General features: G+C 40.1%; 25 protein-coding genes. 11 read left to right on the top strand and 14 right to left on the bottom strand.

All coding sequences use genetic code 11. From position 1 onward, the window contains the following. Positions 1-176: 176 nt before the first annotated feature. From J671_RS05910 to J671_RS05890, 5 genes are all read left to right on the top strand, one after another. Entirely contained in the window at positions 177-1,187 is a 1,011-nt protein-coding gene (locus tag J671_RS05910) for an AraC family transcriptional regulator (RefSeq protein WP_002051267.1), read from the top strand. A 170-nt stretch (positions 1,188-1,357) separates the two neighbouring features. Further along, positions 1,358-2,563 carry an acetyl-CoA C-acetyltransferase gene (locus J671_RS05905; RefSeq protein WP_031981636.1) on the top strand — a complete coding sequence of 402 codons (1,206 nt, stop codon included), beginning with the start codon at positions 1,358-1,360 and terminating at the stop codon, positions 2,561-2,563. Between the two features lie 20 nt (positions 2,564-2,583). Next, positions 2,584-4,719 (top strand): 3-hydroxyacyl-CoA dehydrogenase NAD-binding domain-containing protein, encoded by a 2,136-nt coding sequence (locus J671_RS05900; protein ID WP_031981635.1) that lies wholly within the window; start codon positions 2,584-2,586, stop codon positions 4,717-4,719. Positions 4,720-4,883: 164 nt separating this feature from the next. Beyond that, positions 4,884-5,138 (top strand): hypothetical protein, encoded by a 255-nt coding sequence (locus tag J671_RS05895; RefSeq protein ID WP_031981632.1) that lies wholly within the window; start codon positions 4,884-4,886, stop codon positions 5,136-5,138. 15 nt (positions 5,139-5,153) lie between these two features. Beyond that, the gene (locus J671_RS05890) at positions 5,154-6,014 is read left to right on the top strand and encodes a patatin-like phospholipase family protein (RefSeq protein WP_031981631.1); all 861 of its coding nucleotides are present in this window, start codon (positions 5,154-5,156) and stop codon (positions 6,012-6,014) included. Positions 6,015-6,043: 29 nt separating this feature from the next. On the opposite strand, the gene J671_RS05885 is transcribed toward J671_RS05890, so the two are convergent. Then, complete coding sequence (locus J671_RS05885; RefSeq protein WP_016805585.1) at positions 6,044-6,463, bottom strand: GNAT family N-acetyltransferase; 420 nt, start codon at positions 6,461-6,463, stop codon at positions 6,044-6,046. 12 nt (positions 6,464-6,475) lie between these two features. Continuing rightward, complete coding sequence (locus J671_RS05880; protein WP_031981630.1) at positions 6,476-7,687, bottom strand: class I SAM-dependent methyltransferase; 1,212 nt, start codon at positions 7,685-7,687, stop codon at positions 6,476-6,478. 127 nt (positions 7,688-7,814) lie between these two features. On the opposite strand from J671_RS05880, the gene trhA reads away from it, so the two are divergent. Together trhA and J671_RS05870 are read left to right on the top strand one after the other, a co-directional pair. Beyond that, positions 7,815-8,456, top strand: coding sequence for a PAQR family membrane homeostasis protein TrhA (gene trhA, locus J671_RS05875; RefSeq protein ID WP_017394135.1), 642 nt, complete (start codon positions 7,815-7,817; stop codon positions 8,454-8,456). A gap of 134 nt (positions 8,457-8,590) precedes the next feature. After that, complete coding sequence (locus J671_RS05870) at positions 8,591-9,901, top strand: MFS transporter (protein ID WP_004712018.1); 1,311 nt, start codon at positions 8,591-8,593, stop codon at positions 9,899-9,901. A gap of 66 nt (positions 9,902-9,967) precedes the next feature. Here J671_RS05870 and J671_RS05865 read toward each other — a convergent pair whose 3' ends face one another. Together J671_RS05865 and secA are read right to left on the bottom strand one after the other, a co-directional pair. After that, positions 9,968-10,411: a hypothetical protein gene (locus tag J671_RS05865; protein ID WP_002051244.1), complete on the bottom strand. Its 444-nt coding sequence runs from the start codon at positions 10,409-10,411 to the stop codon at positions 9,968-9,970. A 129-nt stretch (positions 10,412-10,540) separates the two neighbouring features. Then, positions 10,541-13,264, bottom strand: coding sequence for a preprotein translocase subunit SecA (gene secA / locus J671_RS05860; protein ID WP_031981627.1), 2,724 nt, complete (start codon positions 13,262-13,264; stop codon positions 10,541-10,543). Between the two features lie 406 nt (positions 13,265-13,670). On the opposite strand from secA, the gene J671_RS05855 reads away from it, so the two are divergent. The 3 genes from J671_RS05855 to J671_RS05845 all read left to right on the top strand — a co-directional run bounded on the left by J671_RS05855 (position 13,671) and on the right by J671_RS05845 (position 15,999). After that, positions 13,671-14,321 (top strand): peroxiredoxin, encoded by a 651-nt coding sequence (locus tag J671_RS05855; RefSeq protein ID WP_031981625.1) that lies wholly within the window; start codon positions 13,671-13,673, stop codon positions 14,319-14,321. A gap of 290 nt (positions 14,322-14,611) precedes the next feature. Continuing rightward, complete coding sequence (locus tag J671_RS05850) at positions 14,612-15,424, top strand: MBL fold metallo-hydrolase (protein WP_174876287.1); 813 nt, start codon at positions 14,612-14,614, stop codon at positions 15,422-15,424. Then, positions 15,421-15,999, top strand: coding sequence for a dual specificity protein phosphatase family protein (locus J671_RS05845; RefSeq protein WP_004885318.1), 579 nt, complete (start codon positions 15,421-15,423; stop codon positions 15,997-15,999). Before J671_RS05850 ends, J671_RS05845 begins: the two co-directional genes overlap by 4 nt. 28 nt (positions 16,000-16,027) lie before the next feature. Here the strand turns inward: J671_RS05845 and J671_RS05840 are convergent, their stop codons facing one another. From J671_RS05840 to J671_RS05820, 5 genes are all read right to left on the bottom strand, one after another. Then, on the bottom strand, positions 16,028-17,089 hold the full coding sequence (locus J671_RS05840) for an SPOR domain-containing protein (protein ID WP_004712006.1): 1,062 nt from the start codon (positions 17,087-17,089) through the stop codon (positions 16,028-16,030). Beyond that, positions 17,080-18,366: a bifunctional tetrahydrofolate synthase/dihydrofolate synthase gene (folC, locus tag J671_RS05835; protein ID WP_031981623.1), complete on the bottom strand. Its 1,287-nt coding sequence runs from the start codon at positions 18,364-18,366 to the stop codon at positions 17,080-17,082. Before folC ends, J671_RS05840 begins: the two co-directional genes overlap by 10 nt. Next, complete coding sequence (gene accD, locus J671_RS05830) at positions 18,363-19,259, bottom strand: acetyl-CoA carboxylase, carboxyltransferase subunit beta (protein WP_002051365.1); 897 nt, start codon at positions 19,257-19,259, stop codon at positions 18,363-18,365. Before accD ends, folC begins: the two co-directional genes overlap by 4 nt. Further along, positions 19,256-20,059: a tryptophan synthase subunit alpha gene (gene trpA, locus J671_RS05825; protein WP_002051145.1), complete on the bottom strand. Its 804-nt coding sequence runs from the start codon at positions 20,057-20,059 to the stop codon at positions 19,256-19,258. The genes accD and trpA overlap by 4 nt, the downstream gene beginning before the upstream one ends. A gap of 244 nt (positions 20,060-20,303) precedes the next feature. Continuing rightward, positions 20,304-21,353, bottom strand: a complete 1,050-nt coding sequence (locus tag J671_RS05820; RefSeq protein WP_031981621.1) for an AraC family transcriptional regulator — start codon at positions 21,351-21,353, stop codon at positions 20,304-20,306. A gap of 121 nt (positions 21,354-21,474) precedes the next feature. On the opposite strand from J671_RS05820, the gene J671_RS0104180 reads away from it, so the two are divergent. Further along, positions 21,475-22,350 (top strand): metal-dependent hydrolase, encoded by an 876-nt coding sequence (locus tag J671_RS0104180; RefSeq protein ID WP_017394142.1) that lies wholly within the window; start codon positions 21,475-21,477, stop codon positions 22,348-22,350. Positions 22,351-22,358: 8 nt separating this feature from the next. On the opposite strand, the gene J671_RS05815 is transcribed toward J671_RS0104180, so the two are convergent. The 5 genes from J671_RS05815 to J671_RS05795 all read right to left on the bottom strand — a co-directional run bounded on the left by J671_RS05815 (position 22,359) and on the right by J671_RS05795 (position 26,379). Then, positions 22,359-23,354 carry a DUF2804 domain-containing protein gene (locus J671_RS05815; protein ID WP_031955789.1) on the bottom strand — a complete coding sequence of 332 codons (996 nt, stop codon included), beginning with the start codon at positions 23,352-23,354 and terminating at the stop codon, positions 22,359-22,361. A 267-nt stretch (positions 23,355-23,621) separates the two neighbouring features. Then, positions 23,622-23,834, bottom strand: coding sequence for a hypothetical protein (locus tag J671_RS05810; RefSeq protein ID WP_002051387.1), 213 nt, complete (start codon positions 23,832-23,834; stop codon positions 23,622-23,624). A 152-nt stretch (positions 23,835-23,986) separates the two neighbouring features. After that, the gene (locus J671_RS05805) at positions 23,987-24,496 is read right to left on the bottom strand and encodes a DUF1543 domain-containing protein (RefSeq protein WP_002051570.1); all 510 of its coding nucleotides are present in this window, start codon (positions 24,494-24,496) and stop codon (positions 23,987-23,989) included. 10 nt (positions 24,497-24,506) lie between these two features. Next, a complete protein-coding gene (trpB, locus tag J671_RS05800; RefSeq protein ID WP_004711992.1) occupies positions 24,507-25,736 on the bottom strand; it encodes a tryptophan synthase subunit beta in 1,230 nt (409 codons plus the stop codon). Continuing rightward, entirely contained in the window at positions 25,720-26,379 is a 660-nt protein-coding gene (locus J671_RS05795) for a phosphoribosylanthranilate isomerase (RefSeq protein WP_004711989.1), read from the bottom strand. Before J671_RS05795 ends, trpB begins: the two co-directional genes overlap by 17 nt. Positions 26,380-26,397 lie beyond the last annotated feature (18 nt).

The following is a 26,397-nucleotide window of genomic DNA, read 5'->3' as shown; positions in this document are numbered from 1 at the left end:
TATATTAGTTAAGCAAATATTCTAAAACAATGTCATGTTCAGCCATTTACCTTGATCATTTCGGCAATTTAACATGTAAAAAGTGCTTTTACACTGTTGTAAATCGCCAATTTATTTTTTTAGACGGTCATTTAGGTCAATTTAAAGTGAACATCAAAGAGACTGAAGGATTCAATATGAGTCGCGATACGATTAGCATCCACTTCGTGAATGCGGCTTTGACAGGCGTAAAACGCCTTGGCATGGATGTCGAGACGTTACTTTCACATGTGGGTATCGAAGCGGAACTATTACGTCAACCTAAAGCTCGAATCTCACCAGAACAATATACCCGTTTTATAAAAATGTTATGGATGGTCACACAAGATGAACACGTCGGCTTTGATGTACAGCCGCGTCGTTTGGGCACTTTTGCCATTATGTGTCAGTTGATTATTCATGCAAAAACCTTGGGCCAAGCCCTTGAACTCTCATCTCAGTTTTATAAATTATTTGGTGATGAATGGTCGGTAACGCTAGAGCGTGACAAACACGAAGCACGTTTAGTACCTCTCATTCCAAAAACATTAGATCCAGATCATTTCATTACTGAAAGTATGCTCATGATTTGGCATGGTTTGGCATCTTGGCTGATTGAACGCCGCTTACCATTAGAACGTGTTCATTTTAGCTATCCGCGCCCTGCACATGCAGATGAATATGATGCTTTATTCTTTGCGCCAGTTATGCAGTTTGATGCACCACGTACTGAAATAACCTTTGCAGCTGATTATCTTGATTTACCAATCCGTCAAGATGAAAAAACGCTAGAAGAGTTCTTGAAAGCAGCCCCTGCTCAGCTTTTAGTAAAATTCAAGAACACCAACTCGCTGACTTCTCGTATTCGTGACGTACTCAAGAGTCAAATTGGTGAAGAAATGCCAACGCTTAACGACGTTGCATCAATGCTTTATTTATCTCCGCAAACTTTACGCCGCCGCTTAGCTGCTGAAGGTAAAAGCTATCAAGGCGTAAAAGATGCTCTACGTCGAGATGCTGCGATTCACTTGTTGCTCAACCCTGAATTAACACTTGAAGATGTTGCTCAACAGGTAGGCTTTAGTGAAACCAGTACATTCCACCGTGCATTTAAAAAGTGGACTGGTGTAACTCCTGGCTTATATCGCCAACTACATGGTTACCACTAATTCTTAAATCTCTTTATATTCACATCTAGCCCAAGTTCAACTTGGGCTTTTTTATATCTCTATTGGCAAAAATCATCACCTGACTGGTGCGCTTATCGTCATTGCGCTCGCTATTAAAACCAGTACACTCAAAGCACAAATAAATTTTAAGCAATAAAAAAGGAACTGTTATGAGCGAGGCTTATATTATTGATGCCATTCGCACACCACGCGGAAAAGGAAAAAAAGACGGCTCTCTTTATGAAGTAAAACCAATATCATTACTCACCACCCTATTAAACGAATTGCAACAGCGCCATCAGCTTGATACATCTAAAGTGGACGATATTGTTCTGGGCTGCGTAACACCAATTGGCGATCAAGGTGGGGACATTGCCAAAACCGCAGCAATTGCTGCTGGTTGGAATGATGATGTTGCTGGCGTACAAATTAACCGCTTTTGTGCTTCAGGTTTAGAAGCCGTCAACATGGCAGCAATGAAAGTCCGCTCTGGTTGGGAAGATTTAGTGGTTGCTGGCGGTGTTGAATCAATGTCGCGTATTCCAATGGGTTCTGATGGTGGACCATGGGCGTTAGATCCGGAAACCAACCTTAAATCATCTTTTGTTCCACAAGGTATCGGGGCTGATCTTATCGCAACCTTAGACGGTTATAGCCGTGAAGATGTTGATAATTTTGCCGTAAAGTCGCAACAAAAAGCAGCAGCAGCTCAAGCAAATGGTTATTTCAATCAATCAGTCGTGCCAGTCAAAGATCATTCAGGTGTGGTGATTTTAGAAAAAGATGAATTTATTAAAGGCAATACCACACTCGAAGGCCTTGCAAAACTCAACCCAAGTTTTGAAATGATGGGGCAAATGGGTTTTGATGCAGTTGCTTTACAAAAATATCCAGAAGCACAAAAAGTAAATCATGTTCATCACGCAGGTAACTCATCAGGTATTGTCGATGGAGCAGCTCTCGTTTTACTGGCTTCAGAAAAAGCAGTGAAAGAACAAAATTTAAAACCACGCGCTAAAGTTTTGGCGACTGCCCTAGTCGGTACCGACCCAACCATCATGCTAACTGGTCCTGCACCTGCTGCACGTAAAGCTTTGGAAAAAGCAGGCCTTACGATTGATGATATTGACTTATTTGAAGTCAACGAAGCATTTGCAGCTGTCGTGATGCGTTTTATTAATGAGCTCAATGTCCCTGCTGAGAAAGTCAATGTAAATGGCGGTGCAATTGCTTTAGGACATCCTTTAGGCGCAACTGGTGCCATGATTTTAGGCACCCTACTTGATGAGCTTGAACGACAAGATAAAAAGCGCGGTTTAGCGACGCTCTGTGTCGGCGGTGGTATGGGTATTGCGACCATTATTGAACGTGTATAAAAATTTAGGGATAGATAAAGATGAGTGCAATTCAATACGAAAAAAATTCCGACAATATTGTCATTTTAACGCTTGATTCAACTGGACAATCTGCAAACACCATGAATGCTGAGTTTCGTGACTCGCTTGATGAGGTCACTCAGAAACTTAAAGCAGAAACAGAACTTTCAGGCATTATTTTCCGTTCGGCTAAAAAAACGTTCTTTGCAGGCGGCGACCTAGATGAGCTAATTCAAGTTCAACCTGAGCATGCAACTGACTTTTTCAATATGGTTGAGAAGTTAAAAGGTCATTTACGTACAATTGAAACGCTTGGTACTCCAGTTGTTGCAGCATTGAATGGAACGGCACTGGGCGGTGGATGGGAAATAGCTTTAAGTTGCCATCACCGTATTGCAATCAATGATCCGAAAAGCAAATTTGGCCTACCAGAAGTTACTTTAGGTTTACTTCCGGGTGGCGGTGGGATTGTACGTATGGTCCGTTTGCTCGGTCTTCAAAATGCATTTCCATTTTTAATGGAAGGTAAGCAGTTCGGTGTTGATAAAGCCAAGTCTTTAGGCTTAATCCACGATACTGCCGAAAATGAACAAGAGCTTTTAGATAAAGCAATTGCTTGGATAAAGGCCAATCCAAAATCTCAGCAGCCTTTTGATGTAAAAGGCTACAAAATCCCGGGTGGTGATCCAAAAACTCCAGCAGTTGCACAAGTTCTTGCAATTGCCCCAGCCATGTTAAAAGACAAAACTAAAGGCTGCTACCCTGCCCCTGAAGCGATTATGGCTGCTGCAGTTGAAGGCGCTCAAGTTGATGTAGATACTGCTTTACGTATTGAGTCTCGCTACTTTACTCAACTTACAACAGGCCAAATTTCTAAAAATATGATCGGCACTTTCTGGCATGGCCTAAATGCAATTAAGTCTGGTGCAAGCCGCCCTGCCGACGTTGCAAAATGGCAAGCAACTAAAGTTGGTGTGTTAGGTGCAGGCATGATGGGTGCTGGTATTGCATATTCAACAGCCATTAAAGGCATTCCTGTTGTACTTAAAGACGTATCTGTTGAAAATGCTGAGAAAGGCAAAGCATATTCTCAGAAATTGCTAGACAAGCGTGTTTCACAAGGCCGCATGACGGCAGAAAAACGTGATCAAGTTTTGTCGCTCATTACGGCTACAGCTTCTGCTGAAGACTTACAAGGCTGTGATTTAATTATTGAGGCGGTATTTGAGAATCAAGAACTCAAAGCTAAAGTCACTCGTGAAGCTGAACAATACTTAGCGCCTAACGGTGTAATGGCATCGAATACATCAACCCTGCCAATTACAGGTTTAGCTCAAGCAAGTAAGGATGATAAAGCTTTTATCGGTCTGCATTTCTTTAGCCCTGTCGACAAAATGCAGTTGGTTGAGATTATTAAAGGTAAAAACACCTCCGCAGAGACACTTGCTAAAGCCTACGACTTCGTACAGCAAATTGGAAAAACACCGATTGTTGTTAATGATAGCCGAGGTTTCTTTACCAGTCGTGTATTTGGTACTTTTATTCAAGAAGGTATGCGCTTGCTTGCCGAAGGCGTCCATCCAGCGCGTATTGAGATGGCAGCACTGAAAGCTGGCATGCCTGTGGGACCACTTGCGATTCAAGATGAAGTGTCTTTAACCTTAACCGAGCATGTTGCCAGTGAAGCACGTAAAGCTCTACTAGCTGAAGGCAAAGAGTTACCGAAAACACCAGTAGATGAAGTGATTCATACCATGATTCATGAACTAAACCGTAAAGGTAAAGCTGCTGGTGCAGGTTTCTATGACTATCCTGAAAATGGTAAAAAACACCTATGGGAAGGCTTAAACCGTTGGCAGAAAGATCATGATATTTCAGAGCAAGATATGATTGATCGCATTTTGTTTGTACAGGCTTTAGATACCTTACGCTGTTATGAAGAAGGTGTGTTGGAATCGGTTATTGATGCCAATGTTGGTTCTATTTTTGGAATTGGTTATGCCCCTTGGACTGGTGGAGCGATTCAGTTCCTGAACCAATATGGTATTGATAAAGCAGAAAAACGCGCCGAAGAGTTAGCTATCAAATATGGTGAGCGATTCACACCACCAGCATTACTAAAAACCAAAGCTGAGCAGAAGCAAAATATTCAATAATTTAAATCTATTAAATATTTAAAAACTGCATAAACCTTACCCATATAAATATATTTTATTTATATGGGTTTTTCTTTATGTTCTTTAAGATTTCTGCCTACAGCCTAAATATGCTATAAATAGACTTCATTTTTGTGCTTCTACAGCACATTCGAGAAATCCTTATGTCCGATAAAAATTCTTCCGAATCAGCAGTTTTAGGCTGGAAATTTGTTCTGATCGTTGGTGTTTTAAGTGCAATTTTCCTTGGCTTTTTCTATTTAGCAATGAGTAATGAACCTGACTATATGCCAGGTGCTCAGCGCAAAGCTCAACAGCACGAAATGCAACAAAAAGCTGAAAAATCGATAGATCAACAAAGTCAGCATGACAACATGCCTGGAATGGACATGCAAGAACATCAGCATTCACATCAGTAATCAGATATTTTTCAAATGACAGATTTTTCCCGCAATGCACTGGTTGTAGAAGGTGGAGGCATGCGTGGTGCCTTTACCAGTGGTGTACTTGATGCTTTTCTACAACAACAGTTCAATCCTTTTGACTTATATGTTGGTGTATCTTCCGGTTCGACCAATGTGGCTAATTACTTGGCAGGTCAACAAGGCCGAACTTTAACATTTTATATTGATCATTCCCTCCGTCCTGAATTTATCGATTATAAGCGCTTCTTTAAAGGTGGCGATTTACTTGATTTAAAATGGATGTGGGAAATTGGTGAAAAAGAACATCCTCTTGATCAACAGAGCCTTTTTGCCAAAAATCCAGATTTTTATATGGTGTTGACGCATGCTAAAACAGGTCATGCTGAGTATCTTCGTGCTGGTAAAGATAATCTGTTAAATGCACTGCGTGCTTCTAGCTCAATTCCGGTTTTAACGCGCCATCCCGTCGATATTATGGGTGAACCCTACTTTGATGGCGGCGTTGCAGATGCTCTACCTGTTCGCTGGACGGCTCAGCAAAGTGGTGTCAAAAAGCTATTAGTTTTACGAACTCGCCCGAAGAACTACTTTAAAGCCAGTAGCCGAGGCGACCAATTCCTTGCGAAATATGCTTTTAAACACTATTACGGTTTTGCAAATAGTTTGCGTAACCGCTGTGCCCGTTATAATGCTTCAGTTGAATTTGTTCGTAGCAGTAACCCTGAACAGCAAATTTTAGAGGTATGTCCACCGCCTCTTAAAAATATGGCAGGGCGTTTTAAGACAAATCCGAAAAAACTTCGTTACAGTTATGAAGTTGGTTTGGAAACAGGCTTACAAGCCATCGAAAGTTGGAATGCGATGAAGTAATTCAAAGTTGAGATTTCTAAAAAGGAATCTCAACTTAACGCTAAAGTCATATCAATATGTGGAATACCACAATCTTGGTAAACCTCATCCTGCACTTTAAAACCTAGGGCTTCATAAAAAGCTGTCACATAAGTTTGCGCGGAAAGCTTTAAATAAGGCAATTTTTGATTACGCGCATAGTCAATAATATGCTGCATTAAAATTTTACCTATACCCTGCTTTCGATAAGGCATTAAAACAGCAACACGTCCTACACTATGCTGCGGTAACAAGCGTGCTGTAGCGATAGGCTGCTCTTTGTCATACACCATAAAATGCACAGCAGTGGCATCAAAATCATCCCACTCGTCTTCGGGTGCAATACCTTGCTCTTGAATAAAAACTTGTTCACGGATGTATTTGGCGTCCTTCTCAAGCTGTTTCCAATCACCCGCTATAATTTTATACATCCACTCACCTTCCTAGCATTTGCAACCAATATTTTCGATTGGCAACTGATCTTGTAACAACAATTCCAAGGTCTGTTTTTTAATCCCATACATTTCTTTCAATGCTTGAATTTGAGCCATAATTTTCGCATCAGGTTGAGAAACGTCTTTGCGTTTTGTTGCCAAAATCATTTTATTTTTGCTGGTATGCTCAAGTGATACAAACTCAAAAACTTTGGTTTCATAACCATACGCTTTTAAAAGTAACGCACGCAAAGTATCGGTCAACATCTCAGCTTGCTGTCCAGCATGAATACCAAACTGTAGCATGGGTTGTAAAACTTCAGGACTATGTAGTTGTGGACGTAATTCTTTGTGACAGCACGGCGCGCACATAATCATTGAAGCGTTCAAACGAATTCCGGTATGAATGGCAAAATCAGTCGCGATATCACACGCATGCAAAGCAATCATAACGTCCAGTTTTTCTGGCTGATAACTACGAACATCGCCTTCAAAAAAGTCCAAATGATTAAAATGCACTTTGTCTGCCACATTCTGGCAAAACTCAACCAAGTTACGGCGCAACTCTACACCTGTAATGAGCGGTATCTTTTGTTGTTCCTGTAAATAATCATACAAAGCAAAAGTTAAATAGCCTTTCCCTGAACCAAAATCGACGATGCGTAACTCTTTTTGCTCTGCATTGATCTGCTCATACGCACTCGCAAAAATTTCGATAAATTTATTAATCTGCTTCCATTTACGAGCCATGCTTGGAATGATTTGAGCTTTTTCATCGGTAATACCAAGCTCTTTTAAAAATGCACTGCCTTGCTGTACATAACGGTGTTTTTCACGATCATGCGCCTGTACTGTTGGAGTCGTATTCGTACTTTGCTTTTTACCCATATTAAGCATGGCTTTTTTCTTATTTTTTTTAAGCTGAATTTCTTGCAGAGTTGAAAATAAATTTGCTTGTTTACATTGAACAATCAGTATTGCGATCTGTTCTAACCCCTCTTCAAAGGTATAGTTTTTAGTCACATCTTGAGTAGTATAATGATATAAAGCTGAAAGCTGTTTTTTCCCATTTAACTCCACAATACGGAAAGTGATTTTTTCTAGCTGTGCCATCTCTCCTTTATATTGGCTCAAAATCAAACGCTCAAAACTTTGCTCATCAAGCATTTGTTTGATTTCATGAAAGAATTGCTGTTCTTGCTCAAAGGAGAAAACCGACACAGATATACCTAAAGAATGGTGACTCATATAAAGTGAAAGTTTAAAGGGTATAGGATTAAAAATAAAATAACTTTACGACTGTTTTGTATTTCTATACATTTGTATTTTTAATCAAAAAAATAAACTTATGAGCAAATCGGTGTTAGAAACTTACGATCCTAAAGAAGAACTTTTTAATGCCTATAGCCATGGTGCTGGCGTTGTTATGGCCGTGATTGCATCTATCCTTTTAATTATAAAAGGTTCTTATCTTTCCACCGCACAGTGGGTGGGTTTGTGGGTATATTCATTTAGCCTCATTCTCGTTTTTACCAGTTCGACTCTCTATCATTTTGCCCAGACCCAAAACTTACGTTACTGGTATAAGAAACTCGACCACACTGCTATTTATTATTTAATTGCCGGTACATATACCCCGTTCTTGAGTATTGCGATACCTACACAAAAAGCTCATATTCTGCTTATTGCACTCTGGAGCATTGCTGCAATTGGTACACTTTTCAAGTTAGTTTTTATTCATCGTTTTCAGAAAATCTCTTTGCTCGCTTATGTTCTTATGGGGTGGCTTGCCGTTTTTGTAATGGATGATATGCGTATCTATTTAAGTAAAGATGCTTTGATGTTATTGATTACTGGAGGTTTAGCTTACACCGTTGGAGCATTGTTTTACGCGTTAAAAAAGGTAAGATATACCCATGCGATATGGCATATTTTTGTACTTTTAGGTGCAGGTGCACACTTTCTTGCAATCTATTGGTACGTTGTTTAATCCATTTTTCACTCATATTCAGTGATCCTGAAAGAGTCATGGAAGATGTTCTTTCACACTATTCTTTGAAGAAAAATATGCCTTTAATGAGAATAGTAAACTAAAAATAAATTTTAACTGATATAAGGACTTATATGGAGTCAACCTCTGCGACAGCTGCTCCTGTAGTAGCCACCAATTCAAAAACACGGGTTTTGTTTGCAAGCTTAGTCGGTACAACCATTGAGTTCTTCGACTTTTATATCTATGCAACTGCTGCCGTGATTATCTTTCCACATCTGTTTTTCCCTGCTAGCAGTGGCAGTGCCGCAGTCTTACAGTCACTAGCAACCTTTGCGATTGCTTTTATTGCCCGCCCTATTGGTGCAGCGCTATTTGGTCATTTGGGGGATCGTATTGGACGTAAAGCAACCCTAGTGGCAGCCTTGCTTACTATGGGTATATCAACGGTATGTATTGGTTTACTTCCGACTTATGCCCAAATCGGGATTGTCGCACCATTACTATTAGCAGTTTGCCGTCTAGGACAAGGTTTAGGTCTAGGAGGCGAATGGAGTGGTGCTGTACTACTTGCAACTGAAAATGCTCCAGAAGGTAAGCGTGCATGGTATGGCATGTTCCCTCAGCTTGGTGCACCTATTGGTTTTATTTTAGCAACGGGTTCATTCTTACTTTTAAGTGCCGCTATTCCTGAACAAGCATTCATGCAATGGGGCTGGCGTATTCCATTTATTGCCAGTGCAATTTTGGTTATTGTTGGTTTATATATCCGTTTAAAACTCCATGAAACTCCAGCTTTCCAGAAAGTTTTAGATAAGCAAAAAGAAGTTAATATTCCATTTAAAGAAGTTGTCACGAAACACACTGGAAAGCTTATTCTCGGCACAATTGCCGCAATTTGCACTTTCGTGGTGTTTTATTTGACCACAGTGTTTGCACTTAACTGGGGAACGACAAAACTGGGGTATGCACGTGGTGAGTTTTTAGAACTTCAACTTTTTGCCACACTTTGTTTTGCAGCCTTCATACCTTTATCTGCTATTTTTGCAGAAAAATTTGGACGTAAAGCAACTTCAGTTGGTGTATGTATCGCTGCTGCGATCTTCGGATTATTCTTCTCTAGCATGTTAGAGTCTGGAAATACTCTTATCGTTTTTCTTTTCTTATGTACTGGCCTATCAATTATGGGTTTGACCTATGGCCCGATTGGTACGGTTCTTTCTGAGATTTTCCCAACTTCAGTTCGTTATACAGGTTCAGCATTAACCTTTAACTTAGCTGGTATTTTTGGTGCATCGTTTGCGCCATTAATTGCCACAAAACTTGCTGAAACTTATGGTTTGTATGCTGTAGGTTATTATCTTACAGCGGCATCACTTTTGTCATTGGTTGCCTTTTTACTTATTCGTGAAACCAAGAATGAAGATGTGAATAATCAGATTTAAGTATTTTCAAACACCCTAATATAAAAAAGCCGGTTCAAAATTGACCGGCTTTTTTATATATGAAAATTAATTCATTGATGCAGGGTTTGCTGGTGCAACACTGTTTGTCGCTGCAGGAGCAGTTACATTACTTGCCGCCACAGCTGCTGCGCCCGCAACTGCTGCTTCACCAATTAATGCAATTTTTGCTTTTTCTTGGCTTTTTGCAGATAGAGCTGGGTTAGTTGCCACAATACGATTAATGTTTGCAGAGTTTGCTGGAGCAATTGCAGCAGTTTGTAAAATGATTGGGCGATTACCTGTGTTACCCAATGTATAACGAATACCTGTACGAGGGCTAATTACCGTCGTATTCTCTTGTTTCACTACAGCCTGAGCCGAAGTTGGGCCTTTTGCCGCAAGAACCTTATCAACCGTTGTGGTTTGAGGTGCTGAAGCTGTTTCTGCTGCGAAAACAAAACTTGGTACAGCAAGAACAGTTAAAAATAAAGGTTGTAATACTTTTTTCATTGTCTTTCCAACATACACTCTGGATGAGAAGTAAATAGCATTTAATGCTTAAAACTGCAAACATTATTCACAGGCTTACTACAAATGAAAAAAAGCAGAACGATTGTTCTGCTTTTTTTATCACGAAAATTAAATTTTACCGTGACACTGTTTATATTTTAAACCAGAACCACATGGACATGGTGCATTACGACTTTCTGGTACTGGGAACATTTGTTGTTCACCAGCCGGCTCATTGAGTGCTTCTTGAGAGGCAGTCACTTCACCTGTTAAGCCATCTACATCGTCATGTTCAAAAGAAAGCTTCATCGACTCAGCTTGTTGCTGCTGTTGAGCTTCCATTTCTGCAAGTTCTTCTGGTGTTGGAATATGTACACGAGACAAATCAGTCACAACATCAGTTTTAATGACGCCTAACATGTTCACAAACAGGTTAAACGCTTCTTTTTTGTATTCCTGCTCCGGGTTCTTTTGCGCGTAGCCACGTAAGTGAATACCTTGGCGTAAATAATCCATTGCAGCTAAATGATCTTTCCAGTGGCGATCAAGAGAGTTTAGAACGAAATGACGCTCAAGCATTGCTGCTGACTCATCACCCATTTGCGCACGGCGTTGACGATAACGTTCGAGCACTTCATCGCTAATACGCTCAACCAGACCTTCTTCATCAAGACGGCGGTCTTGTTCTAACCATTCCTGAACCGGAAGTTCAATACCTAAATCAATACGTAAAGCATTTTCTAAACCTTCAATATCCCATTGGTCATGAATTGATTCAGGTGGAATAAAGTTGGCAATCATGGCTTGCATGACTTCACGATGCATCTCTTCAACGTAATCTTGTAAAGTATTTTCTGCTAACACTTCATCACGTTGTGAATAAATGATCTTACGTTGTTCATTATTCACATCATCGTATTTCAATAAGTTCTTACGGATATCGAAGTTACGTGCTTCAACTTTACGCTGAGCATTTTCGATAGAGCGACTTACCATTTTGTGTTCAATCGCTTCATTTTCTTGTAAGCCCATTGCACGCATCATGGCAACAACACGGTCACCTGCGAAAATACGCATGAGGTCATCTTCAAGAGATAAATAGAAACGAGAAACACCAGGGTCACCTTGACGACCCGCACGGCCACGCAGCTGGTTGTCAATACGACGTGATTCATGGCGTTCAGAACCAATAATGTGCAAACCACCTGCTTGCAATACATCTTCGTGGTCCTGCTCCCACTGTGCTTTTAGACGTGCTTCATCTTCTGCTGTTGGATTTTCAAGCTTGGCAAGTTTCGCTTTCCAGTTACCACCCAAGATAATATCTGTACCACGACCAGCCATGTTGGTTGCAATTGTTACTGCATTCGGGCTACCCGCCTGAGCAATAATGTCTGCTTCACGCTCGTGCTGTTTAGCATTCAACACTTCATGGTGAATACCAGCTTGCATCAACTTAGAAGATAGAATTTCACTGGCTTCAATGGTTGCTGTACCAATTAGAATCGGTGCAACACCTTGCTCACGAATATTCATAATTTCTTGAATAATCGCATTATATTTGCCGTTACGGTTTAAATAGATTAAATCGTTTTGGTCATTACGAATCATTGGACGATGTGTCGGAATAATAACAACATCAAGACCATAAATTTCCTTCATTTCCGCAGCTTCAGTATCAGCAGTACCTGTCATACCTGAAAGCTTTTTATAAAGACGGAAATAGTTCTGGAATGTAGTTGTCGCTAAAGTCTGGTTTTCAGGCTGAATTTCCAAACCTTCTTTTGCTTCAACTGCTTGGTGCAGACCCTCTGACCAACGACGACCCGGCATTGTACGGCCAGTATGCTCATCAACAATGATGACTTCACCATCATGAATAATATAATGAACGTCACGTTGGAATAAGAAATGCGCACGAATAGCGGCAGATACATGGTGAACAAGGTTTAGGTTTGTTGCCGAATACAAGCTTTCGCCTTCAGCCAATAAGCCCATTTGAATAAGTTCTTGCTCTACAGTTTCATAACCGATTTCAGTCATTTCAACTGAACGTTGCTTTTCATCAATCCAGAAATGCCCACCATCCGCAACTTTTTCTTCTTTTTGCGGGCGTAGTTTTGGTGGAATTGTATTGATTGCTGTATAGAGATGTGAAGAGTCTTCACTTTGACCAGAAATAATTAATGGGGTACGTGCTTCATCAATTAAGATTGAGTCAACTTCATCGATAATGGCATAGTGCAAACCACGTTGTTTCTTTTCTGCTAAAGAAAACACCATGTTGTCACGTAAGTAGTCAAAACCAAATTCGTTATTGGTACCATAAGTAATGTCAGCAAGATAAGCCGCTGCTTTTTCTGACGGTTCTTGCATTGAATAAATTGTACCAATGCTTAAACCTAAAAACTCAAATAATGGACGGTTTAACTCAGCGTCACGCTGTGCCAAGTAATCGTTCACGGTAATCACATGAACGCCTTCGCCACTTAATGCGTTTAGGTAACACGCCAAAGTACCCATAAGGGTTTTACCTTCACCGGTACGCATTTCGGCAATTTTGCCTTCGTGGAGAGTAATACCACCAATCAATTGCACATCGTAGTGACGCATGCCCATCACACGTTTTGCTGCCTCACGACAAACTGCAAACGCTTCAGGGAGTAACTTATCTAAACTTTCGCCATTGTTATAACATTGTTTGAATTCTGGAGTTTTTGCAGATAAGTCTGCATCGCTTAAAGCTGATATCGTCGGCTCGAGCGCATTGATTTGCTCAACAATTTTGCGCATGCGTTTGAGTTCACGCTCATTTTTTGTACCGAAGATACCTCCGATCAGACTTGCCAACATGGATAAACTCTCTAAATCTTGCTTGGTCAAATGAATAAATTTTTTCTCAGTCGTTTATTATGGTGTCAGAAATTTGAAGTACAAGGGGTTTGCACAAAACCCATAAAAAAAATCTGATAGTTAGATAAACGGTTTTACCCTTTATCTAAGCCCCTTTAATGCATCTGGCACCTAAAACTCAACATTAACGCTTATCTATTGAACACAACTTCCGAGAAATCTAATTTAGCAAATTTATCTTAAAGTTACATTGATTCAGGCCATAAATTAACGAGTTTTAGTCATATATATTTACACTTATATAAAAATTTCATAATAAAATACAAAAACAATAATTTTAATAATAAATAAATTGCGGCATAGTCATTTCAACATATAACAAATTTTAAGCAACTGAGGAAAGATCATGACATTACGATTAGGAGACACTGCCCCTGATTTTCAACAAGAATCAAGCGAAGGCACAATTAGTTTTTATGATTTTTTAGGTGATAGTTGGGGTATTTTATTTTCACATCCCGCTGACTATACCCCTGTATGTACAACAGAATTAGGCTATACAGCGAAATTAAAAGATGAATTTGAAAAACGTAATGTTAAAGCGATTGCCCTATCTGTAGATGACGTTGAGTCGCATAAAGGCTGGATTAATGACATTAATGAAACTCAAAATACTACAGTTAATTTTCCAATTATTGCCGACAAAGACCGCAAAGTATCTGAGCTCTATGGTTTTATTCATCCAAATGCTAGTGAAACGCTTACAGTTCGCTCTTTAGTCATTATTGATCCGAACAAAAAAGTTCGTTTAATTATTACTTACCCTGCTTCGACTGGTCGTAACTTTAACGAAGTCTTACGTGTAGTAGATTCATTACAATTAACCGACAAGCATAAAGTAGCTACTCCAGCGAACTGGCAACAAGGCGAAGATGTTGTGATTATTCCTTCTTTGAAAGATGAAGAAGAAATTAAACAACGTTTCCCTAAAGGCTATACTGCGGTGAAACCTTATTTACGTCTCACACCACAGCCTGAAAGTGATAAAGCCGAATAAAGGCTTTATCACTTGCAAGACAAACGCAGTGCGTAGGCAAGCATCTGAAAGGTTCCCTGCAAAACAAGCGAAGTGCATAGTTAGACATTTGAAAAGTTGCCTAAAAAACCAATAAAGCGCGTAATCAATAATGAGAAAAAGCAAAGAAAACTAACTAAAGCTCATAAACGAATGTTTCCATCTCCAAGCCATCTCAACCGATGGCTTTTTTTTGCATTATTGAATACACATGGTTTTTACTGTCGAGATCAGTTATAACTCCCAAGGAGTTTGTGCAAAAAACAACAATCATGATCCATAAAATTCATCATTTAAAATGCGGCAGTATGTGTCCTGTCTGCGCACCTTTATTTGGGCAGAAAGGCTGGAAAGCTGACGTTGTATGCCATTGTCTTTTGGTAGAAACTGATCGAGGCCTTGTGCTCATTGATACCGGATTTGGTCTGCAAGATTATTTACACATGCAACAGCGCCTTGGCTCTTTAGTCAAACGTTTGGGAAAAATTGAGCCGAATCTTGAATTCAGCGCGATTCAGCAAATACAAAAATTAGGATTTCATCCTAAAGATGTACAACACATCTTTGTGACTCACCTCGACTTTGACCATGCAGGTGGCATTTCGGATTTTCCTCATGCCACAGTTCATGTATTAGCCGCTGAATATAATGCTGCACAATTACCTAATTTTAAAGGTAAGCTTCGTTATAGAACTAATCAATATAATCATCATCGATACTGGAATTTTGTTGAATATCAGCAGGGTGAAAAATGGTTTAATCTTGAAAAAGTCAAAGGTTTCCCGTTATTCCAAGATGAAATTTTAATGGTGCCATTATTAGGTCATTCTGCCGGACATTGTGGAATTGCCATCCAACAGCAAAATCAGTGGTTATTGTTCTGCGGAGATGCTTACTACTCACACCTAGAGTTAAATCCTAAAAATAAATTAAGATCGCTGACCCTTCTGGAAAAAACATTTGCAGAAGATAATGAAAAGCGTCTTGTTAACCTGAAAAAAATACAGCATTTGGCTCAACATGAGCCAACGATTGAAATTATTTGTGCCCATGATCCTCATGAGCTTCGACGGTATCAAACATGAAAAAACTCTCCCTCATTGCTTTTGTTCTGTGTTTAAACCTACAAGGATGTATGCAACATGAAAGCATTGCACATGAGCATAGACCCAAAGATTGGGGAACTTTAGTTTCTCAAACCCATAATTTCTATCAAGTGAGTAATGATGTTTTTCGTAGCGAACAACCAAATGCAGCAATGATTCCCGAGTTAAAGCACCATCAAATTGGAACTATTATTAATTTAAGAGCTAAAGACTCAGATGAATTAGTATTTAAAAATGAAAATTTTAATCTTGTTCACATTCCTATCGACACATGGGCTATTAACAGACAAGATCTATTAGAAGTCATGCAGCAAATTAAAATTGCCAAACAAAATCACCAACGTGTTTTATTACACTGTTACCATGGTTCAGACCGTACCGGCGCCAGCGTTGCAATGTACCGAATTATTTTTGAAGATTGGACAATTGATGATGCTGTTAAAGAAATGAAACAAGGTGGATATGGTTACCATATTATTTGGAAAAATATTGACCGTTTATTCACCCCTGAAAATGTAAAATGGATTCAACAACAATTGTCGAATCCATCTTAACTAGATCTTGAATAAACTTATGATCAGATTAGCGCTGATCTAATGGCACCCAATCAATCACCCAAGCTGACTTCATGTTTAAACTGGAGTCAGAGGTAATTTTCTTACGAGCTGCATCTGCAGTATCACGGTCTTTTGCTGGTCCAACCATAATACGAATACCTTTACTGGTTGGGCTTGTCGTGACCTTATAACCTTTAGCGCGTAGTTTAGAAACAACAGCATCTGCATTTGCCTGATTAGCAGCCAATGCAACCTGCACCATCCATTTCTTATCGCCATTTTCAAGCAATTCACGCGCTTTCTCAGCTTCAGCTTTTTTCTCTGCTTCAGCTTTATGTTTAGCTTCTGCTGTTTTCTTTTCTGCTTCAGCATGTTTCTTAGCTTCAGCTTTCTTTTCTGCCTCAGCTTGATGTTTAGCTTCTTCAGCCTTTTTCTCTGCTTCAGCCTTATGCTTTTTAGCTTCAGCAGCTTTCTTTTCTGCCTCGGCTTGTTTCTTAGCTTCTGCTGCTTTTTTATCAGCTTCGGCCTGACGCTTTGCCTCAGCGGCTTTTTTGTCGGCTTCTGCTTGCTTCTTCGCTTCAGCAGCTTTTTTATCTGCATCTGCTTTAGCTGTATCTACTGGCTTTTTTGTATCAGTCTGCTGTCCTTTTGTCTTACCTTCACCACCTGCAACTTCAGGAGGGATATTATCTGAACTTTCCTGCGCAGCAGCACGGCGTGCATTAATCGCAGCATATTCTGCAGCGGCTTTACGCGCTGCATCTGCTTCTGCTTGTTGTTGCATTGCCAAGAACTGAGCAGCACGAGCTTCTTGTTCCGCGACAGCTTTTTCACGGGAACGGCGTTGTTCTTCCAGAAGACGTTTCTCTGTTTCCACATCTACTGCAAGCGGCTGTAGCTGTACCATCTGCCCTTCTTGTGCTGATGGCTTTGGCTTAGCTTGTGGCTTCGGTGATGTAGAGGTTTGTGGTTCAGCGCCCACATGTTTTATTTCTTCATTTCCTTTTAGAAGTAATGCTGCCAATAAAACACCACCACCTAATAAAACAACGCCACCCATCCAGCGTTGTTTGTTATTCATTGACATTCTTCCAAATACTCCCAAATCGCTTCTAAAGTATGAAACGAACCACAGGCTAAAATCAGCTGATTGTTATTTGTCTGCTCAAGCGCTGATTTAAAAGCCTCTTTGATATTGCCAAATTGTTGTATTGTCTGGCCTTGTAGGGCTTCATTCAATTGCTGAATCGGTGCAGCACGCGGCACATTCAACTCAGCAATTTTCCAATGTAAAACAGTAGGTTTCAATAAATCGACTACTGATTTTATATCTTTATCTGCCAGCATTGAAAATACTGCGACAACTTCTGTGTACTGTTTATTGTATTCTAAGAAATTTCGCAATTGCTTTAACAAAAATTCAACACCATGTGGATTGTGTCCAGCATCGAAAATTATGGTTTTTCCATTGACTTGACGCACTTCAAAGCGTCCTGCCAAGCGAGCATTTTCAATGCCTTTCTCTAGCGCAGATTGGGAGATTTCAAGTCCGCTATTTAAGACAGCAGCAACCGCTCCTGCAATATTTTCAATTGCAAGTGACCCTAGTGGCAGTTTTAAAGTAGTTCCTTCACTTGCAAAATACCAGTGTTTTCCATCATTTGCGAGTTTATAGAAATAGTCTCTGTTAATCGCATATAGTGTCGCTTTTGAACTATTGGCTTTATCTTGAATGGCTTGAGGTAAAACTTGCTCACCTGCAAAAATGACTGGAATATCAGGGCGAATGATACCTGCTTTTTCAAAAGCAATTTTCTCGATGGTATCGCCTAACCAGTCAGTGTGGTCAAGACCAATATTGGTGATCACAGCAATATTAGGGTCAATGACATTGACGACATCCAGACGTCCGCCTAAACCGACTTCAAGCACCCATACATCGCATTGTTGCTGTTTAAAAATGACAAAAGCAGCCAAAGTGGTTGCTTCAAAAAACGATAAGCTTAAATCGCAATCGCGACGAGCCTGATCAACTTGTACAAAAGCATCAATCAGGCTTTGATCATCAACCTCGACTCCACCTAATTTGACTCGTTCGTTAAAACGATAGATATGCGGCGATTGATACAACCCAACTTTATAACCTTGTGCTTTTAATATAGACGCAAGTGTTGTTGTAGTTGAACCTTTCCCGTTTGTTCCGGCAACAGTGAAAACTTTAGCAGTGGGTTTTGTCACTCCTAATTTTTCTGCTACGGGAATAACACGTTCCAGACCAAGATCGATCCCTGTAACGTGAACATGGCTCCAATAATTGAGCCATGTATCTAAAGAGTCTGTTGAAAGTGGAGCTTGTTGTTTCAAGGTAAGTTCATCAATTTCGATACAAGTCGAGATACAGTATCACGTAAAGCATGACGATGAACAATCTGATCGATTACACCATGATCAAGCAAATATTCAGCACGTTGGAACGGTTCTTCCAATGTTTCACGTACAGTTTGCTCAATTACACGTTTACCAGCAAAGCCGATCATTGCTTTAGGTTCTGCAATATGGATATCGCCCAACATTGCTAAAGAAGCAGTTACACCACCATAAACTGGGTGTGTTAACACTACGATATAAGGTAAACCTGCATCTTTTAATTTTTGAATTGCAGCAGAAGTACGCGCCATTTGCATAAGTGACAACATACCTTCTTGCATGCGTGCACCACCAGAAGCTGCAAAGCAGATTAAAGGTTGGCGTTTTTCAATTGCAAGCTCAGCCGCCTTAACAAAACGGTCACCTACTACAGTACCCATTGAGCCACCCATAAAGTCGAACTCAAAAGCACATGCAATCATGTCTACGCCATTTAAGTTTCCTTGCATAGCAATGAGGGCTTCCGTTTCACCAGTTTTAGTTTGCGCTTCACGCATACGTTCCGGATACGGTTTGCTATCGACAAACTTTAAAGGATCTTTCGCGCTAAATTCTTGACCTAATTCAGCTACAACATTGTCGAAGAACCAGTTTAAGCGATCGCGAGCTTTCATTTTTAAGTGTTCGTCACACTGTGGACATACATACGCATTGAAAGATATAGCTGTACGTGTCACTAAAGCATGACATTCAGGGCACTCAATAGTCGGCTCAGTAAATGTTGCTTTGAGAGTCTGTTGCTCATCTGCAACTTCAATACCTGGAACTGGACGCTGTGTCCATGGCGTCGAAGGGCTAAGAACTTTCCCTGATTTCACTTCTTGATTCATACTAACTCATCGAGCGCTGCTCGAAGCTCCTTGACTTTATTCACCGTCTGTTCAACAGCTTCATCAGCTGTTAACGTTGCAAAAGATTTAACGAAAGCACTACCTACAATCACGGCATCTGCAACGCTACCCATCGCTTTCGCTGATGCAGCATCACTAATTCCGAAACCAACGCCAACAGGAACGTTAGTTATACTTTTGATTTTTTCAATACGCGCAGCCGCTTCAGAAGTATCTAAAGTCGCCGCACCTGTTACACCCTTAAGTGAAACATAGTAGATAAAACCGCTTGCCTGATTTGCTACGTGTTGAATACGTTGATCAGTTGAAGTTGGTGCAAGTAAGAAAATTTGGTCCATATCATGCTGTTTTAAGATCGCACCAAATTCTTTTGACTCTTCTGGTGGTAAATCCACAAGTAATAAGCCATCTACACCACATTGTTTCGCATAAGAAACAAACTTCTCATAACCAATCACTTCAACAGGATTGAGATAACCCATCAAAACAACAGGTGTTTCTTGATCCTGTTCACGAAACTCTTTTACCATGTTCAATGCATCTAAGGTGTTCGTCCCTGCCGCAAGCGCGCGTTCCGCAGCAAGCGCAATAACCGGACCATCAGCCATCGGGTCTGAAAATGGTAAACCAAGCTCAAGAACGTCTACTCCTGCCGCAACCATTTTATGAAGTAACGGAACTGTTACTTGTGGCTGTGGATCCCCCGCCATGACATAAGATACAAGCGCTTTACGTTGTTGGGACTGCAGCTTTTCAAAACGGGTGGCAAGACGTGACATAGGGTTGTGCTTTCCTTGAATTATTTAAAATTGAGGAGTTGTTTGTAGAAATACAAGAACACCGCATTTTAACGCTATTTTTTGCTCATTGAACAGGCCTAACGTTATGGCGATATTCGATTGTATGATTCATACAACCCATGGCGTACATTTATCAATATTTTGAAACTTTTCTCAATGATCAAAGCTTCCTATTTTTAAGCCATTATTCGTTTGCAATGTGAATAAAAAATCATCAAAAAATCTATTTCTCTGTATTTTTATGGGTGAGTTGCAATTGCTTTTTACGAGTTAATAATGTTTGCCCTGTTAAATTTTTATGTGCCCTCGCAAGTGCAGACTGATCGGAATAACCCAACTGGTCAGCAATCGCAGTAAGACTTTCATTTTGACTTAACAATATCTCGCAGCGCTTCATACGCTCAGTATCTAAAATTAATTTAAATGAAGTGTTTAATGCCTGTAGTTGACGCTGCAAGCTTCGTACTGAAACATTAAGTTCGATGGCAATATCTTCTATTTTTGGAGCCTGCTGCTTATGCTTTAAATATTCTTGTACGATCCAATGTATTTGCTGAACTAAATCGGTATGTATTTTCCGTTGAACCAAAGCTTCTTCAGCTTGTTTTACTAAAAGCTGTACTAAAGTCGGGTCTGCATGCTGGGGACGAACATTTAAACTTTCACTTGCAAAAGTTAATGCATAGTACGGTCGGTCAAATGACAATTTGCACTGAAAGAAGCGTTGATAAAGAACCAATGGCCCCCGAGGTCGGTGTACAAATTCGACATGCTGTAAAAGAAAATCATGTAAGGGAGCAATCTCTTTAGCAAGCTGTACCATTGCGGCTAAGGTTAACTCACTAAGTACTATATTACTGTCATCAACCAAAGGCCAATACAAGCGAATTTTGGAAGCATCTTGCTCGATTTGTATGGGTACAACTTGCTCCCCATCTATTACTAGGCGATGAAATTTAGCAATATATTTAACCACTTGACCTAAGGTATCACTTCTGGAGGCCATATAACCCAGCACGCCAAAATTGGCAGGTGTAATACAGGCTGCCATTTCTAAAGCCAAATTGGACACTTGTAATCGAGATTCGGTTAGTTCTAAAAGCTCAGTAAAAAGATGTAAGGAGGACTGAGCATCAATAGAGGCAGATAAAATATTTTGTATTTGCCGAGTTTGAGTGTCATTTAAATTGAGTGACTGCCATGCTATTCCCTTTTCTTTTAAATACGTATTCCAAAGATAAAAGTATCCATTTGAGATCGTAAACTCTTGCATGGCGTTTCCTTTTTTTACTGCCATCTTGTCGCAAACTGTATAAAAATTGGCGATAACTGTCAAAACAAAGCCGACCATTCACGACATACTAATGAAAAGCTTAGTTGCGAGAAATACAAAGATGAACGCACATGTTTCTTATCAGGTCGAGCCAGTGGTTCGCAAAGATCTAGATTTTCATTTAAACGAAGCACCACGCTTTTGGTTTAATAACGATCCTTTTTTGACTCGCATGTTTGATGCACTCAGCTTAACCTTTCCCGACGGAGAGCGTTACTTCATTGAATGTGTGCGAATGTTCCGTGACAAAATTGATGACCCGGAACTACAAAAGCGAGTTGCAGATTTTATTAAACAAGAAGCTCAACATGGTATTGCCCATGACAAAATGAATCAGCTCATGAAAGAACAAGGTATGCCTGTGGATGAGTTCACAAGCACACTTAAAAAAATTTTCCGTTTTGAGCTCACCAAACGTTCACCACAATACAATATTGCAATGACAGCCGCGGCTGAACATTTAACAGCATTAATGGCAGAAACCTTTTATAGCAATAAAAAAACCTTGGAAAATGCTCATCCTTACGTTCGCGCATTATTTGCATGGCATGCTATCGAAGAAATGGAGCATCGTGATGTGGCATTTGATGTCATGAGACAGGTGGGTGAAGTTCCAGAGTCAACCCGTCGCTTTGTACTTGTTTTAACAACTGTACTCATGTTTGGTTTTACCCTCTATAGAACCAACATCATGTTGAAATGTGATGGGTTTAGCCCTAAAGAAAGGTTATCGATGACACTCAAAGGTTTACCTTGGTTCTTTGGCAAAAATGGCACATTAACGGCTATGAAAAAGCAATATCTGGACTGGTTTAAAAAAGATTTTCACCCAAGCCAACATCCAGTTATTCGTCAGTACCCTGTTTGGATTGAGACTTTAGAAAAAACAAATGACCCTATCGCAGCGGGTGAGGCATTTTGGCAAGCAGGTTTATAACCTGCTTGTTACCATTTTGCATAATGTTGTTCTAATAGACCGTATTGCTCATTACAAGTAATCGTATCAATTGCCTCGTGTTCAATAGTGCCAGTAATTTTAGCTTGCCACTGGTTAAATTGGCTGCCAATCATTCTTAAATTTATATTTTCGTATCGGCACCAACCAATATGCACTTCTAGATTAAGTTTTTGATCTAAAGAGCTAATTTTCCATTTTTCATCATTTATTTTTTCGAACAAAACATCAGTGAGTGGAAATAAAACCCCATTTACCCATAAACAGTTTTCATTACCAAAACTTTCATTGACCCCAGAAGCCAAATTCAACCCAATACGTCGCCCCTGTTCATCCCAAAAATTACATGAAAGCCAGAACCATGCTGTCTCGGGACGTAAAAATCCACAAGTATCATCAAGCGATGCAAATGTCTTTTCATCAAATTGTATAAGTTGATTCTGTTTATTCATGAACATTCCCTCTACAGCTAAAGTGGTCTGCTTTTGGGTATATGTCCAACCATTGATACCTGTTGGGGTACACAAACTTAAAATATCTGTTCCAGCACAAAAAATACGGGCACTCAGGCAAATTTCCCCATATTTAGTTACCCGAATATATCGCACACCATTAGCATGTTGAATATCTAGTTGATAAGGCGATTTAGAAAAATAACTTTGATTAAATAATGGCTGTTCATCAAGATGAGTTTTATGACCTAAAGGTTGAATGGCGTTCCACTCAATGACTTGTCCTGTTTCATGATCAAAAATATAGAAAAAACCATGTCCAACCCAACCAATATCTGCAATGGCTAGACCAATACTGTAGTGTTTATGCTGAATGCCACAGAATTTAAATTTTTTATACTTTAATTGCTTACGCCAGCCCTTTAAAACCTTACCATAAGGCGTTTTATAGATATAACGTTGTACATGAATAGTCGACGGTACAGATTCAAAACGCCCATAACGAGGCTGTCCATTTTCTTGAATTAAATCCATTATTTATTATCCGTTGATTTCCTGTTCATCTATTGACTAATAATAGACTGATCACTGACCAGTTGGCTACTTATCTGTTTTGGTCTTCAAATGAATTTTATTTAGCCATAAAAAAAGAGCATATTGATATGCTCTTTTTTCTGATATTCACTTAAATCTATATACGATAACTTAAACTCTTTGAGGGTCTATTTCAGTAGCTATGACCCACTCCATCAACAAAATCAAATTCAACTCTCGATTTAAGTGTAATTCAATTTCTAAAAGTTAAGCATCATCGTCACTTGCCTGTTCTGGCTCTGATTCTTGCTCGTTACTGTCCTGATTTTCCAATTTTTTCTCAGCGATTTTTGCTGCTTCATAGCCAGCAAAAGCACCAGCTGCTTTTTCTAGAAAACCTGCATCTGGATCTAATTTATCGACGCCTTGTTCCGCGATAATTGCACCAGCAATTTTACCTACTTCATCTAGAAGACCCATTTTGATTACTCCAAAGAGCTTATGTTGAGCTTCTAGTCTAAGCAGATGAATTGTAAATAGTGGTACAAAAAAGTTGCGATTTGAGCGAGCTATACATGAGATCAGCAACTTTTTATATTTTATTTTTGCCTTTAAGCTTTTTTTAAGAACAGTTAAAGAAGTAAATAAGTATTTTCCCAACGTGTTGGATTGAACTCACCTTGCACTAACTGTATATAACGACCCGCAATATGGTCAATAGGAATACAATCATCAATATCCACTACACGGTCAGTGTGTGGTTTATGCCACTCTTGATCTATAAACTGTTTACCTAATTGTTTTGCACTTACCGCATCAGGTGCAACAACCAAATGATAACTATGCAACTCACCAAAAGCTTGGGGTGTATATCCACCCAGATTAATCAAATATAACTTTAGATCTGAAGCTGATGGGGCTGCATCGGTAAACTGGATTTGATAGTTTTGCCCTTGAGAGCTAACCCCTGAAAGCTTGGCCCAAGCATCGATATGCAACCCTTGAGCCTCACCAAACCAAGCCTGTTTAAGTTGAGGGTAAACTTCTTCTAAAGTATCCCCTACAGCCATAACGATGTCATGGACTTCTGTATTAGCACGCGCATGACGGCCACCCAACATTACCATAAACAAACTTGGCATTTTTTTCCTCTTACATCTCAACCATTTCTACGCCATCAATGCGTGCAACTGTCATTAAATCTTTATCGCCACGGCCTGAAACAGTCGCAATAATAATCTGATCTTTAGACATGGTTGGTGCAAGCTTAGATACATATGCCATAGCATGTGAGCTTTCAAGCGCAGGAATAATCCCTTCGATTTTGGTTAAGTCACGGAAACCTTGCAGCGCCTCAGTATCATTAATTGGCACGTATTCTACGCGCTTCATATCTTTTAAGAAGCTATGTTCAGGACCCACACCCGGATAGTCCAAACCTGCCGAGATACTATGTGTCTCGATAATTTGGCCTTGTGCATCACTCATGAGGTAAGTACGGTTACCATGCAATACGCCCACATGACCTGCATTTAAAGGCGCGGAGTGTTTACCAGTTTCAATACCGAAGCCAGCAGCCTCAACACCATACATTTTCACATTGGCATCGTTTAAGAACGGATAGAACAAGCCCATTGCATTTGAACCACCACCTACACATGCAACTAATGCATCTGGTAAGCGACCTGCTTGCTCCAAAATCTGTTTACGTGCTTCACGGCCAATAATCGACTGGAAATCACGAACGAGTTGAGGATAAGGATGCGGACCTGCAACCGTCCCAATGACATAGTAAGTCGTATCAACGTTAGTTACCCAGTCACGCATTGCTTCGTTCATAGCATCTTTCAGCGTTTTAGAACCACTTTGCACAGGTACAACTGTAGCACCCAACAAGCGCATACGATAAACATTCATGGCTTGACGTTTAACGTCTTCAGCCCCCATATACACAACACACTCAAGACCTAAACGTGCTGCAATTGTTGCCGTTGCCACGCCATGTTGGCCTGCACCTGTCTCGGCAATAATACGTTTTTTACCAGAAAGCTTTGCAAGTAATGCCTGACCAATCGTGTTATTTACCTTATGTGAGCCTGTATGGTTCAAGTCTTCACGTTTAAGGTAAATTTGTGCACCACCTAACTCTTTTGACCATCGCTCAGCATAATAAAGTGGACTAGGACGACCTACATAGTAGGCGAGGTCACGGTCGAATTCTGCCAGAAACTGTTCATCATTTTTCATGCGGGAATAGAGATTTTCCAAATCTTCTAATGCCGCCATTAAAGTTTCTGACACAAAACGTCCGCCATGGATACCGAAATGCCCATTTGCATCTGGGAATTGGGTATAGTCAATCACATTATTTTGCTGATCCACGTTGGACTCCTTGCATAAATCTTTCAATGAGTTGTTGGTCTTTTATACCTTTTGCGGACTCTACGCCTCCGCTCACATCTACTGCAAAAGCACCGGTAGTATGAATAGCGTCAATGACATTGTCAGGGGTTAAACCACCTGCCAAAATTAATGGAATATCAAGTTTCGGGAATTTAGACCAGTCAAACTGATGTCCTGTGCCCCCTTTAAGCTCAGGATGCCATGCATCGAGCAATACAGCACTGGCACCAGCTGCCTGATATTTTTGAATTTCAGCAACTACATCCAGATCAGGTTTAACCTGAATTGCTTTATACCAACGACGTTTACAATGGCGAGCGATGTCTTGGCATTGTTCTGGAGTTTCATCGCCATGTAGTTGTAATACATCTAGGGGAACACAATCAAGTACATCCTGAATTTCAGTGGCACTTGCATTAACAAACAAACCAACCATTTGTACATAAGGTGGAATAAGTTTTGCCAATTCTTCTGCCTGTTCAACTGTTACGTTTCTTGGACTTGGCGGAAAAAAAACAAAACCTATCGCATCTGCTCCAGCTGTGACCACTGCTTGAACATCTTGCTTACGAGTAATTCCACAAATTTTTGCTCGAGTACGCTTTTGGTTTGATGGGCTCATGATCTGCCTAAACTACAA

This window comes from Acinetobacter sp. 1130196 (assembly GCF_000588095.1).
Lineage (GTDB): Bacteria > Pseudomonadota > Gammaproteobacteria > Pseudomonadales > Moraxellaceae > Acinetobacter > Acinetobacter nosocomialis.
This window is presented reverse-complemented; position numbering and strand designations above follow the sequence as displayed.

Bases quoted from the DNA above. Each gene is read 5' to 3' on its own strand.
- J671_RS05910 (WP_002051267.1), top strand. From the start codon at position 177: ATGAGTCGCGATACGATTAGCATCCACTTCGTGAATGCGGCTTTGACA.
- J671_RS05905 (WP_031981636.1), top strand. From the start codon at position 1,358: ATGAGCGAGGCTTATATTATTGATGCCATTCGCACACCACGCGGAAAA.
- J671_RS05900 (WP_031981635.1), top strand. From the start codon at position 2,584: ATGAGTGCAATTCAATACGAAAAAAATTCCGACAATATTGTCATTTTA.
- J671_RS05895 (WP_031981632.1), top strand. From the start codon at position 4,884: ATGTCCGATAAAAATTCTTCCGAATCAGCAGTTTTAGGCTGGAAATTT.
- J671_RS05890 (WP_031981631.1), top strand. From the start codon at position 5,154: ATGACAGATTTTTCCCGCAATGCACTGGTTGTAGAAGGTGGAGGCATG.
- J671_RS05885 (WP_016805585.1), bottom strand. From the start codon at position 6,463: ATGTATAAAATTATAGCGGGTGATTGGAAACAGCTTGAGAAGGACGCC.
- trhA (WP_017394135.1), top strand. From the start codon at position 7,815: ATGAGCAAATCGGTGTTAGAAACTTACGATCCTAAAGAAGAACTTTTT.
- J671_RS05870 (WP_004712018.1), top strand. From the start codon at position 8,591: ATGGAGTCAACCTCTGCGACAGCTGCTCCTGTAGTAGCCACCAATTCA.
- J671_RS05865 (WP_002051244.1), bottom strand. From the start codon at position 10,411: ATGAAAAAAGTATTACAACCTTTATTTTTAACTGTTCTTGCTGTACCA.
- secA (WP_031981627.1), bottom strand. From the start codon at position 13,264: ATGTTGGCAAGTCTGATCGGAGGTATCTTCGGTACAAAAAATGAGCGT.
- J671_RS05855 (WP_031981625.1), top strand. From the start codon at position 13,671: ATGACATTACGATTAGGAGACACTGCCCCTGATTTTCAACAAGAATCA.
- J671_RS05850 (WP_174876287.1), top strand. From the start codon at position 14,612: ATGATCCATAAAATTCATCATTTAAAATGCGGCAGTATGTGTCCTGTC.
- J671_RS05845 (WP_004885318.1), top strand. From the start codon at position 15,421: ATGAAAAAACTCTCCCTCATTGCTTTTGTTCTGTGTTTAAACCTACAA.
- J671_RS05840 (WP_004712006.1), bottom strand. From the start codon at position 17,089: ATGTCAATGAATAACAAACAACGCTGGATGGGTGGCGTTGTTTTATTA.
- accD (WP_002051365.1), bottom strand. From the start codon at position 19,259: ATGAATCAAGAAGTGAAATCAGGGAAAGTTCTTAGCCCTTCGACGCCA.
- trpA (WP_002051145.1), bottom strand. From the start codon at position 20,059: ATGTCACGTCTTGCCACCCGTTTTGAAAAGCTGCAGTCCCAACAACGT.
- J671_RS05820 (WP_031981621.1), bottom strand. From the start codon at position 21,353: ATGCAAGAGTTTACGATCTCAAATGGATACTTTTATCTTTGGAATACG.
- J671_RS0104180 (WP_017394142.1), top strand. From the start codon at position 21,475: ATGAACGCACATGTTTCTTATCAGGTCGAGCCAGTGGTTCGCAAAGAT.
- J671_RS05815 (WP_031955789.1), bottom strand. From the start codon at position 23,354: ATGGATTTAATTCAAGAAAATGGACAGCCTCGTTATGGGCGTTTTGAA.
- J671_RS05810 (WP_002051387.1), bottom strand. From the start codon at position 23,834: ATGGGTCTTCTAGATGAAGTAGGTAAAATTGCTGGTGCAATTATCGCG.
- J671_RS05805 (WP_002051570.1), bottom strand. From the start codon at position 24,496: ATGCCAAGTTTGTTTATGGTAATGTTGGGTGGCCGTCATGCGCGTGCT.
- J671_RS05795 (WP_004711989.1), bottom strand. From the start codon at position 26,379: ATGAGCCCATCAAACCAAAAGCGTACTCGAGCAAAAATTTGTGGAATT.